The organism is Parvularcula maris (genome assembly GCF_024505085.1).
In the GTDB taxonomy this organism is placed as follows: domain Bacteria; phylum Pseudomonadota; class Alphaproteobacteria; order Caulobacterales; family Parvularculaceae; genus Parvularcula; species Parvularcula maris.
On record NZ_JANIBC010000011.1, the window covers coordinates 67,277 to 77,195 of the forward strand.

Here is a 9,919-nt window from a genome sequence, read left to right on the forward strand (position 1 = left end):
AGTTTTTCGCAAGCAGAAGCAACGCACTAGTTCTGACTGCCGCGGTCAGCACCTCTCCTAAGCTCCTCGTCAGGACATGGCGGACGCCGTCCACCATTCTTCTCCCAACAAGAGCCGCTCGAACGCCGGTTGGACCCGCGCCTCGAGCAGTCGCTCTTCTGAAGACCGAAAGGACGACGACCCGTGATGCTTCAGCTTCTTCTTGCCGCCTCCGCCCTCCTCCACCCGCCGACGATTGTCGGACCCGGCGAGGGGACACCGGTGGCCATCCCCATCCATCCCGTGGACAAGCTTCTCTCCCAGACGGAGAACGAAGACGGCCTCACCTTCTACGAGTTCCGGGTGCTGCCCCGCTCGGCCGGCGCGCCGCCCCACACCCATACCCATGAGGACGAGTTCTTCTACGTCGTCTCCGGCACCGTCCAGTTCTTGAACGGCGAGCAGGTGGTTGAGGGCACGCCGGGCACTTTCGCGGCGCTGACGAGGGGGCACCCCCACGCTTTCTGGAACGCGGGCGACGAGCCTGCCGTCATGGTGGTCGGCGTTTCCAACGGGAAGTTCGAGACCTTCTTCGATGCCCTGGCAGCCGAAGCGAAGGCGAAGAAGCCCTCGACGGGCGCGGAGATGGGCGAGCTGATCGGCAGGCTCGCAGCAGAGAGCGATATCGCCATCAGGATGGACCTTCTGCCGGAGGAGGCTGCCCCGTTCTACGCGCACTGACGACCTTCAGACGCGCGGCACGACAACCGAACGCCCGCGCGATCCGCCGCCTGATGCGGAACCTACCGATCTACCCCTCACGACAAGGAGACAACCATGCCTCATTTCCTCCCTACGAAAAACCGTAGAGCAGCTCTGCTCGCCGCCGCACTCCTTGCTGCGCTGGGCAGTACGGGCACGGCGCATAGCGCCCCCTACAAGGTCAGCGGCGTGGTCCTCGACGGCCTCGCCAACCCGCGCAGCATCGCCGTCGGCCCCGACGGAGCGCTGTGGGTCGTCGAGGCGGGCAGCGGCGGCACGGGGCCGTCCATCGTCAATGACGGGGGCGAGACCGTGCTGTTCGGCAATACCGGCCAGGTCACCAGGGTCCTCGGCGGAACGGCGGCGGTCGTCGCTTCCGACCTGCCTTCCCTGGCGCAGGAGGGCGGCTTCGCAGCCACCGGCGCGAACGACCTGGCCTTCGCACCGGACGGCACGCCCTATGTCCTCTTCGGTTTCGGCGCTGACCCCTCGCTTCGGTCGGTTTTCTCCGGCGAGAGCCAGGGCAACCTCTTCGGCCAGTTGGTCGCGCTGGAAGGGGGCGGGCTCACCGCGAAAGTCGATCTGGCGGCATTCGAGCTGACCAACCCCGACGGCGGCGGGGTCAACTCCAACCCCTACGGCATCGCCGCCCAAGGGGACGGCTTTGTCGTGACCGATGCGGGGGGCAACACCATCCTGGACGTCGCCTCGGACGGGTCGGTTTCGGTACGGGCCGTGCTACCGAGCAGCGCTAATCCGCTTCCCTTTGGTCCGCCTGCCTACGAATCGGTCCCGACGGGCATCGCAGCAGGCCCATCGGGCAGTGTCATCGTTGGCGAGCTGACCGGTTTCCCCTTCCCGCCGGGCGAGGCGAACATCTACGCTGCCGCAGCGGATGGAAGTCTGTCGGTCGTCGTATCGGGGCTCACCAACATCATCGACCTCGCCCTCGGGGAAGACGGCACCATCTTCGCGTTGGAGCTGGATAGCGACAGCCTGATCGGCCCCGAAGCCGTCGGCTCCCTCTACGCGATCGACGATTTGGGGGTGAAGACCCTCATCCTGTCCGGCCTCGTCAACCCGACCAGCGTCGCGGTCACAGCGGACGGCAGGATCCTCATCGCGGAGAACGGCCTATCACCGGCAGACGGCAGGATACTGGAGCTCTCATCCGTACCCGTACCAGCGGCGCTCCCCCTGATGGCCGCCGGGCTCGCATCGGTCATGGCACTCGGCCGAAGGCGACGCCGGTGAGGATAGTCTCACAGCTTCCGCCTGTAGTATGGGGCTGAGAGAGATCAGCTCCTACCTTCTGATCATCCTGCAGCGCAGGCGTAAGGCGGCTGTACTGCAGGCGGGCGGCTGATGCCGGCCTTCGTCAGTGCACTGGTGAGGGTGGGAAAACGCGAAGCCTCGAACTCCCTATAGATGAGGTACTGGGCCAGGGTCATGGTGTCGCCATCTTTCGCCAAAGGTTCGAGGACGGCGTAAGCTTGATCGACGAGACCCGCGGTCATCGCCGTCGACCATTTGGCTGAAAGCGGTGCGTCCGGGTCGTCCAGGACAGCGCTGGCGGCTTTTCTTGCGTCTTCGGTCCGGCCCTCGGCGCAGGCCTGCCTCACTGCCGCCGCCCGCCGGAGGGAAGAAGGAAGCCTCCCCTCCTCGATGCGCTGTTGAAGCTTGGCTGCTGCCTCGATCTCCCCTGCGATCAGGAGGCCGCGATGCGCCTGAAACTGCAGCGCCGCGCTGTCGGGCCTGGCCTCCATGGCTCGCTCGGAGAAGGACTTCGCCGCTTCGGGGTCGTGGACCATGTAGTTGGTGCCGATCGCAGCGAAGTCGCCTTGCCGTTGGAGCAGCTCGGTAATGCTTGCGATCGCCTCGTCGACCAGATCGTAGCGCTCCGCAATGCGGGCATGCTCAAGGAGGTTGAACCAAACAGCCGTATCCTGCGGACGTTCTTCGAGATACCGGACCAGAAGCTCCGTCGAGCGGCGGTAGTTCAGGTCGGCCACCTCCCTCGCTGCCTGGTAGAGAAGGCGGTCCGTCGCAGAAGGCGCGCTAGCCACGGCCTGATCCATGTAGGCGATGTAGCGCTCTCGTCTGTCAGTGCCCTCAACATTCGGGCTTCGGTCCGCATAGATCGTGTTGAAGGTGAGAAGCTCCATATAGCCCGCCAGCCAATGGGCGCGGGCAAAGGAGGGGTCGAGCCGTCTTGCCTGCTGCAGCAGGTTCCGCGCCTCGTCCATCGGCGAGGGGTCGCCGGAGCGGAACGCCCGCTCCATGGCGTCCTGCCCCTTGGCGAAGGCCAGATAGGCAGGCACGGACCGCGTACCGATCCGGCCCATCTCGCGCAGCTTCTCCGGCTCCATCACCGTGTTGAGCGCAAGGGCGATCTCGTAGGCGATCTGCTCCTGCACCTCGATCAAGTCGGAGAGGGGCCGGTCGAAACGGTTGGACCAGATATCGGCGCCGGTCGCCGTGCGCCGGAGGCGGACATTGATCCGCAGCCTGTCACCCTCGCGCCGAACCGTTCCCTGAAGGATATGACCGAAACCTTCGCGGCGAGCGGCGAGGTCAGCATTCTCGCCGGCTGCGAGGAGGCGCTGGGTCACGCCGTCCCCCGCGACCACCAGATCGGGCGTCCGGCCGAGGGTCGTCACCACCTCCTCCGAGATCGCCGGGGCGAGACGGCTCGTCTCCTCATCCAGGGCGGTCATGGGAAAGACGACGACCGATTTGCGAAGAAGGGGGGTGAGTTCGGGTGCCCGCTGGTTTGCAAGCCAGAGCACGAGAACAACCGATACCGCTATTCCAGCCAGAAGCGGTAGGTAGAAACGCCGCCACCCCGCCTGCGGGCGCTCCCTTCGCCCTGCCCCACCGAGAACCTCTTCGGGAATTGCCTCCAATAGCCCTTCTACTGCTTCGGTCATCTCGACCGTCCTGCAGAAGCGGTAGCCAAGACCGTGTTTGGTCTCGATCCATTCGGGCTTGCGCGCATTGTCGCCGAGTGCCTGACGGATCTCCTTGATCGCCGTGGTGAGGACAGCATCAGAGACCGCCCTTCCCTGCCAGCCCGCTTCGACAAGCTCGTCTTTGGTGACGACGCGCGGAGCCGCCTCCATTAGCGCCGCCAGTAGCGCGAAGGGTTTTGCTGGCAGCGGAACGGGCTCGCCATCGAGCCGCAGCTCGCGGTTCGCCGGGACCAGTTCGAGCCTGTCTCCGCTGAGAAGCCTCTTCATCGCCGCGCTCATCTCCTCGCCACCATCGGGTCCGCCTCCCTGCCTTTCCTAACCCTATCAACGCCGTTTTCACAGGATTTCAGAACTTCCTCAGAACTCCGCCCGGTCGTTTCAGGCTGGTGGGTACGGCCGGAAAGGCCGTTCCCGCTGTCCTTTCCGCGCAGGCAACGGCGCTGGGCCGCCGCTTCTTCAGGAACAGCTCTTCTCAGGCGAACCTCAAGCTTCGGGAGACCGCGACGGCCAGGATGACGGGACCGATCATCATTCCGCAGCACGCGGCAAATCACCCGGAGCTTCATCATGCGTATCACCCAACGCCGTTCGGTCACGGCCGCCCTTCTCATCGCTGGCTTGCTTGCCCAGACCAGCACGGCGGCTGGGCAGGAGGACTGCCGCCGCGTCCCCCCACCATCCACGATCTCCGCCGAGGCGCAGGGCTATCTGCGCAGCGGTCCGCACTATTTCCTGGCAGAACCTGCGGATACCGACGAGGGGTGGCGAGCGCTCCAGGCAGACTATGAGAAGGCTGGCGAGGCCTACGTCGCCTGGGCTTTGGAGAAGTACGAAGTCGAGGTCGTCCGAGGCGAGCTAGGCGGCGTGCCCGTTCTGACCGTCGTCCCGAACGGCCAGGACCTGTCCCGAGGCCCGGTACTCCTCAACCTGCACGGCGGCGGCTACGCGCTGAACGGCGGCGCAGCCAGCCTCTACTCGGCCATACCCTTCGCGGCGGCTCTCAACATCCCCGTTATCAGCCCCGACTACCGCATGCCGCCGGACCACCCGTTTCCGGCGGCCGTCGAGGATTCGGTGAGCGTTCTTTCCGCCGTCCTTGAGACCCGCACGCCGGAGGAGGTGGCGGTCTACGGCCTCTCAGCAGGCGGAGGGCTGGCCGCCTCGACCCTGCTGCTTGCGAAAGAGCGCGGCCTTCCGCTCCCGGCTGCAGTGGTGATGAACTCTCCTTGGAGTGACCTCAGCGAGGGCGGCGATAGCGGCATGGTTCTGAGCTGCCTCGACCCCCTTCTTCCTGGTTCGAACGGTGTCCTGGAAGCGTTGGCGCAGCTCTACGGCGGCAGCCGCGACCTGTCCGATCCGCTGATCTCACCTGTCTACGGAACGTATCCGTCCGATTTTCCGCCCTCGCTCCTTCTGAGCGGAACTCGAGACCTTCTTCTCAGCGATACCGTCCGCCTGCATCGTGTGCTTCTCGATGCCGATATCGACGCCGACCTCATCGTTTACGAGGGCATGTGGCATGCTTTCTGGTCGGTCCCGGAAGGGGTGACCATGAGGCGGGACGTCGTCGCCTTCCTCACGGAACATCTGCGCCTCGACCACCAAGCCGCAATGACGCGCCTCGCCATACAGGAGGCCGCCAGTGCTGAGTAGGTTCGGATTCTACCTCGTAACCGGAGCGGAGGGGACCTTGTTGGAAGGGCTTTGCCTTCTCATCAGTCTGAGGGATCAGACCCTCGCCTCGATCTGCTTCGATCTTCCTACCCGAAGTGAGATACTCATCTGCCTGATCGAGTGGCTGCTGAGGTACTGGAGCCTGACGGCATGAACATTTGGAGCTTTCGGGACGCCCGCCTTCTGCAGCGGGGCATCGCTGCCGTGTTCTTGCTTCTGGGCGGGTGGTGCATCCTCTTTCCGAACGCGGTGGCCGGTCTGTGCCTTACGCCGGTCTATCGCGAGGGGGCAGGCGTGCCGTTCCTCCTCGCCTGCTTCGGTCTCCAGGCCGTGATGTTCGGAACCTTGTTGCTGCTGACCAGGCTGGACCGCCGCGGCTTCTTCGTTCTCGCCCTCCTCTTCAGCCCATTCCTCCTGTTCGATATCTGGTTCGTGCTCGTTCAGCCGGTTCTCACCCCGCTCGGAGGGCTCCTCGACGGGATCGGGAACACCGTCATGATTGCCCTCTGCCTAACCGCTGCAGCCAACATGCAGGGTCGCTCCGCCTACCAACCTCATTCTTCGAAGGACCTTCCATCATGATCCGCAAACCTCTCCTGACTGCAACCGCGGCAGTACCTGCTGTCGCTGCAGCCGCAGTGGCGGCCTTCACCGCGCCAGCGCCCCGCTCGGGGCCGTTTCTTCACCCGGTGGAGATCGCCCGCTCCTTGTGCGGAAGAGATGGCGACGGCCTCTCCAAGCGCCGCGCGCTCTTCGTCAGCGCTGCCGCAGCCTATCGGGACACGATCAGCTCGGCGTCCGGCAAGCTCGAAGAGCCGATGCCGCATCCGAACATCACCCTACCGATCAAAACGTCGGAACCCCTGGCGCAAAGCTGGTTCGACCGAGGGCTCGCCGATCTCTTCAACTTCCACCACGAAGCGGCCGCCGAAGCGTTCCGCAGGGCTCAGAAGGCGGACCCCGCCTGCGCCATGTGCTACTGGGGGGAGGCCTTCGCCCTAGGCCCGAACATCAACGCGCCGATGGACCCGAGCGCTGCTCCCGCTGCGCATGAAGCCGCCAGCAAAGCAGCAGCTCTCACCGTAGGAACGGAGGGGCTGGAAGCCGCCCTCGCCGACGCGCTGCTGTCAAGATACGCTCCCGAAGCACCTGCCGACCGCACGCCGCTGGACCTTGCCTTCGCTGAAGCCATGGAGGCCGTGGCCGAAGCCTATCCGGGCAGTGATTTCGCGCTGACCATCGCCGCCGAAGCCAATATGGATACTCAGCCCTGGGACTACTGGCTGGCAGGCGGGCGCCTGCCCAAGGGGCGGACGGGTTTGAGCCTTGGCTACCTCGAAACGGTCCTCGAGCGCTCGCCGGACTACATTCCCGCGATCCATCTGTTCATTCACATGACCGAGGCATCGACAGACCCTTACCGAGCCCTTCCCTATGCGGACAGCTTGGGCGGTCTGTCGGAAGGGCTCGGGCACCTAGTTCACATGCCGTCGCATACCTACTTTCGGGTCGGTCAGTACAAGAACAGCTTAGCCTCCAACATTGAGGCGGTGGCGACCGACGAAGCGCTCATCAAACAAGACGCAGCGTCAGAGTTCTACGAGTACGGCTACTACACCCACAATATTCATTTCGCGTTGACCTCTGCGCAGATGGGCGGTGACGGCAAGACCGCCCTTGCTATGGCGCAGAAGCTCGATGCGAAGCTGCCTGTGGCCATGGCTGCTGCGGCTCCTTGGGTGCAGCCCATCAAGGCGGCCTCCTACTACGCCCATGTTCAGTTTGCGGAGCCAAGAGAGACGCTCACACTTCCCAACCCAGGCGACGAGCTGCCCTTCCTCAAAGCAGCTTGGCACTATGCACGCGGCGAAGCGTTCGCCCGGATGGGTCGAGCCGACGATGCGACGTCGGAGGCTGACGCTATCCGGCAGCTCGAACTCACGGCGGACTTCTCCGATCTCATTGGCGGCGGCGTGCCAGCTGCAGAGGTTCTGCGCGTCAGCGAGCTGACCGTCAGAGCGAGGGCAGCCGCTTACGGCGGAGACCTACCGGCGGCCATCACGTTGATGGAGGAAGCCGTCACCCTTCAGGACGCCATGCCCTATATGGAGCCGCCCTGGTGGTACTATCCCGCCCGCCAGACCCTTGCGGGTTTTCTCCTGGCCGACGGTCAGACCGAGCGAGCGGAGCAGCTCTTCATCCAGACCCTTGCTCAGTCCCCAAACAATGCCTGGGTCCTGTTCGGGCTCAGCGAGGTCTACGCAGCAGAGAAGGATCGCTCCGCCAGACGCTTCGCCCAGAAACTGTTCAAGGACACATGGATGGGCGGGAAAGCACGGCCCTCCGTGCTGGCACTCTGATGCGCAGTACAGTGAGTATGAAAATGATCACAACACCCGAAGATGGCCCATCTCGACGCATGCGGCAGGCAGCTGTAGCGCTCGGCTGTGCTGTTGCCGCTTGGACGGCTCTCGCGCATGCGGACGAGGTTCCTATGGCTCCCGAGAGCTTCTCCATCAGTGATAGTTCGGTTGCGGAGTTCAAGGAGATCGAAGGACGCGAAGCCCTTTGTTTGGAGGGCGATGCATTCCTCACCGACCACAGCCTGCGAAGCGGCAGCATCACGGTCGATGTTCTGAATAGCGGTTCCAGAGCGTTCGCCCAGCTTATCTTCGGCGGTATCGACGAGGACAATTTCGAAACGGCTTACGCCCGTCTGCATAAGTCCGGGCAACCGGACGCCCTGCAGTACACCCCCATTCTCAACGGCGAGTCCAACTGGCAGCTCCTGAGGGACGAACAAGCGGTAGGGGAATACGGGAAGGAGACCTGGACGACACTTCGCTTGGATTTCACTCCGCACGGAGCTTCGCTTCGCGCGGGTGACCAGGGACTACTGAAGGTCGATCATTTACGTCTGAATGGAAAGGGCAGCAAGGTAGGCTTGAAGGGCCTCTTTTCCCCCTGCTTCTCCCGGTTGCAGGTCGTAGGTACTGCGAACATCGGTGATGCGGCCAACCCTAGTCGCTTGCGTTCGGAAGGCTCAGTGCAACGCTGGGGACTGTCGGCCACAATGCCTTTCGCCGGCTTTCCCCCAACGCTGAGTAAGCACAATCTCAGCAACCATCCGTGGACGGTAGCTGAAGTCGATCCGGACGGCACGCTCTTCATCTCGCGCTACCGGCGCAAACAAGCTGGCGGTGCGTTCGAAGAGAACGAGGTGGATGTGGTCTATGCGGGCCTCTCAATAGATAGCGTGAACGACACGACCATTCCCTTCTCTTTCGACCTCAGCGATAAGGGAGCAGTCTACCTAAACGGACGTCTCCTGCTCGTGTACGACAACTCGTTCCGCGCAAAAGGACCGATGTTCCGAGGGGACTTCAACCTCCAAGCGCAAACGCTGCTTCTGCCGCTGCAAGCAGGCAGGAACGACCTCGTTATCGGTATTGCCGAGCGCGCGAACGGGTGGGGCCTGGCAGCGAGTTTTTTAAGAGAGGGGTCACTCAAGGTTGAACCCCTGCTCGTCCCGCATTCTGCAGAGGTTGCACAAACGGACCGACCATAGCTACGTCGCCGTAGAAGCGCGGGTAATCGGGCGGACTGGCCTCAGTCGAGTTCCCTATATGGTTCGAGGAACGAACCAGGGGGAGATGACCATGTATGTGTTTGCCCGTTTGGATGTATCGCTGCGATCGATGGCGATGTGCGTTCTGAGCCCCGCCGGGGACCGTATCGAAGAGCTGAGCCTGCCGTGCGAGGTNNNTAGCCGACATCGCCGAGCATCTGAAGCTGAAGGGCTATTCGGTAAAGCGGATCGGCTTCGAGGCGGACGCGATGAGCCAGACGCTGTTCCATAGGCTCACCGCGAAAGGCTTCGACGTTGTCTGCATGGAGGCGCGGCAGGTCGCAGCGCAGTTAGCAGCGATACGGAACAAGACCGACCGGAACGATGCCTACGGGATCGCGCAAATCGTCCGTACAGGATGGTTTCACCCGGTCCATATGAAGAGCCGGTGAAGCCATGAGATCCGCACACTGTTTGCAGCCTGGAAGGTCTTGCTGACGAAGTGCATCGACCTCGAGAACGAGATCCGCGGCCTCTTCAAGGCCTTCGGCATCAAGCTTCCTGCTCCGCTGAAGCGCAGGCACTTCGATGAGGCCGTCCGGGAGACGATCGAGGGCGATGAAGCCTTGAGCTTCGCGCTTCTCTCGGTGCTGGAGGCGCGAGGCGTCCTCGATCGCACCTTCATGGAGCGGAGCGGTGCGTCGCCGCGGCGGCTCGGAACGACGAGACCTGTCTTCTGCTGATCACACCGCCAGGCGTCGGTCCGGCGACTGCTCTCTCGTACAAAGCGGCCATCGACGATCCCGCTCGCTTCAGGTCTTCACGGCTCGTCGGATCGCACTTCGAGCTAACGCCACAGTGCTTCCAGTCGGGCGAGACGGACAACCCCGGCAAGATCTCGAAGGCCGGAGACCGAGATGTGAGATCGACGCCCTACACGGCGGCGAACTCGCTCCTGCTTCGA

The 9,919-nt window shown here is 63.6% G+C and carries 10 protein-coding genes; 9 read left to right on the forward strand and 1 reads right to left on the reverse strand.

Features of this window, described 5'->3' with window-relative positions:
• The first annotated feature begins 186 nt into the window (after positions 1-186).
• Positions 187-720 carry a cupin domain-containing protein gene (locus NOG11_RS11795; RefSeq protein ID WP_256619967.1) on the forward strand — a complete coding sequence of 178 codons (534 nt, stop codon included), beginning with the start codon at positions 187-189 and terminating at the stop codon, positions 718-720.
• Between the two features lie 96 nt (positions 721-816).
• Positions 817-1,995, forward strand: a complete 1,179-nt coding sequence (locus NOG11_RS11800; RefSeq protein ID WP_256619968.1) for a ScyD/ScyE family protein — start codon at positions 817-819, stop codon at positions 1,993-1,995.
• 62 nt (positions 1,996-2,057) lie between these two features.
• On the opposite strand, the gene NOG11_RS11805 is transcribed toward NOG11_RS11800, so the two are convergent.
• Complete coding sequence (locus NOG11_RS11805) at positions 2,058-3,980, reverse strand: winged helix-turn-helix domain-containing protein (RefSeq protein WP_256619969.1); 1,923 nt, start codon at positions 3,978-3,980, stop codon at positions 2,058-2,060.
• Positions 3,981-4,280: 300 nt separating this feature from the next.
• Between NOG11_RS11805 and NOG11_RS11810 the strand changes: the two genes are divergently transcribed.
• The 7 genes from NOG11_RS11810 to NOG11_RS15205 form a co-directional block, all read left to right on the forward strand.
• A complete protein-coding gene (locus NOG11_RS11810; protein WP_256619970.1) occupies positions 4,281-5,366 on the forward strand; it encodes an alpha/beta hydrolase in 1,086 nt (361 codons plus the stop codon).
• Between the two features lie 141 nt (positions 5,367-5,507).
• Positions 5,508-5,969, forward strand: a complete 462-nt coding sequence (locus NOG11_RS11815) for a hypothetical protein (protein ID WP_256619971.1) — start codon at positions 5,508-5,510, stop codon at positions 5,967-5,969.
• Positions 5,966-7,747 carry a tetratricopeptide repeat protein gene (locus NOG11_RS11820; protein ID WP_256619972.1) on the forward strand — a complete coding sequence of 594 codons (1,782 nt, stop codon included), beginning with the start codon at positions 5,966-5,968 and terminating at the stop codon, positions 7,745-7,747. The genes NOG11_RS11815 and NOG11_RS11820 overlap by 4 nt, the downstream gene beginning before the upstream one ends.
• A gap of 17 nt (positions 7,748-7,764) precedes the next feature.
• Positions 7,765-8,955, forward strand: coding sequence for a hypothetical protein (locus NOG11_RS11825; RefSeq protein ID WP_256619973.1), 1,191 nt, complete (start codon positions 7,765-7,767; stop codon positions 8,953-8,955).
• A gap of 269 nt (positions 8,956-9,224) precedes the next feature.
• Positions 9,225-9,407, forward strand: coding sequence for a hypothetical protein (locus NOG11_RS11830; protein WP_256619974.1), 183 nt, complete (start codon positions 9,225-9,227; stop codon positions 9,405-9,407).
• 39 nt (positions 9,408-9,446) lie between these two features.
• The gene (locus tag NOG11_RS11835) at positions 9,447-9,698 is read left to right on the forward strand and encodes a hypothetical protein (protein ID WP_256619975.1); all 252 of its coding nucleotides are present in this window, start codon (positions 9,447-9,449) and stop codon (positions 9,696-9,698) included.
• A gap of 50 nt (positions 9,699-9,748) precedes the next feature.
• A partial coding sequence (locus tag NOG11_RS15205; protein WP_370468278.1) for a transposase occupies positions 9,749-9,919 on the forward strand: 171 nt, incomplete at its 3' end.